Origin of the sequence: Streptomyces lushanensis, from assembly GCF_001700515.1 — a bacterium.
GTDB classification, from domain to species: Bacteria; Actinomycetota; Actinomycetes; order Streptomycetales; family Streptomycetaceae; genus Streptomyces; species Streptomyces lushanensis.
Window position 1 is genome coordinate 1 of record NZ_MAUD01000679.1, and the last position, 1,341, is coordinate 1,341.

Consider the following 1,341-nt stretch of genomic DNA (forward strand, 5'->3'; position numbering starts at 1 on the left):
GCTTGACGGTCGGCGGCCGGGCACCCGGGTCAGCCGGGCGGTCCTGGCCACGGCGCCCCGCAGGCGCAGAAGGAGGCCCCGGCGGGCATGATCGCCGGTTACGCCGACAATCTCCGCCGCAATCAGGCGGCCCGTGCGATCGCGGCCAAGAAGTGGGGGCTCAGTGCCACTCCGCTGCCCGCGCCCCGGCCGCCGACCGTCAAGCCGGCCATCACCACCCGTGAGGGCTTCGAGGTCCAGGACAGCGAGGAACTGCCGCCGATCTTCACGACCGTCCCGACCAAGGACAAGGTCGTCTTCCTGACCATCGACGACGGCTCGGAGAAGGATCCCGAGCTGCTGCGGATGATGAGCGAGCTGAAGATCCCGTACACCGCCTTCCTCAGCGACTACGTCATCAGCAACAACTACGACTACTTCAAGAAGATGCAGGACAACGGGGTGACGCTGAACAACCACACGCTCAACCACCCCTATCTGCCCGGCCTGTCCTACGACGAGCAGAAGCGGGAGATCTGCGGTCAGCAGGACAAGCTCCAGCAGCGGTACGGACACCGGCCCACGCTCTTCCGGCCGCCGTTCGGCAACTACAACCGCGACACGCTGGTGGCCGCCAAGGAGTGCGGTGTGAAGGCCGCCCCCCTGTGGGCGTCGGAGGCATTTCCCGACCACATGGAGTGGCGTGAGTGGGACAAGGACATGCACCCCGGCGACATCATCCTCACCCACTTCCGCGGCCCGGACGAGTGGGCGGGCTCCATGCCCGACATGATCCGGCAGGTGATGAAGGTGATCACGGACAAGGGGTACGCCGTGGGCAAGCTGGAGGACTACGTATGACATCGCTGGAGGAGTACGTATGACACCGGGGCAGCGGCCATGAGGCTCGGGGAGGACGCGTGCGGCCCGGTCGGCCCGGTCGCTCCTGTCGCCCCGGCGGACGCGGCCCGTAAGCGCCGCGGGGCCACCGGAGGCCGTACGAGACCCGACTACCGGCTGCTGGCCGGTGCGCTGGCGGCCGGCGCGCTCATCACCGCCGGCTGCGCGCAGTCGTCCGATCCGGTGGACCCGATCGAACGGCTCGGCCGCAAGGCGGCGCAGAAGGTCGGCCCGCACGCGCGGCCCCCGGTGCCGGGGGCGGACGGCGGGCCGGGTGCCGTACGGCTCGCTCCGCAGCCCCGGGAGATGTGCCCGGGGGAGGAGCGGCCGGCCCTGGACCCGGATCCCGGTGCGGGCCCCGGCGGCCCCGGCGTGAACGCGGGAGCCAGGCTGTGAGCGCGGGGGCCCCGGCGGTGCGCGTGGCGGCGCCCCCGGCGGTGCGCGCGGCGTGTGCGTCCGGTG

General features: G+C 71.4%; 1 protein-coding gene and 1 pseudogene. Both read left to right on the top strand.

Translation table 11 applies throughout. From position 1 onward, the window contains the following. Positions 1-12: 12 nt before the first annotated feature. A pseudogene (locus BFF77_RS32350) lies at positions 13-840 on the top strand (polysaccharide deacetylase family protein); the annotation flags it as partial. A 39-nt stretch (positions 841-879) separates the two neighbouring features. Further along, entirely contained in the window at positions 880-1,275 is a 396-nt protein-coding gene (locus tag BFF77_RS37630; protein WP_066957133.1) for a hypothetical protein, read from the top strand. Positions 1,276-1,341: the final 66 nt, after the last annotated feature.

What these genes read in the sequence shown, in the direction of transcription:
- BFF77_RS37630 (WP_066957133.1), top strand. Translation starts at nt 880, where the DNA reads ATGAGGCTCGGGGAGGACGCGTGCGGCCCGGTCGGCCCGGTCGCTCCT.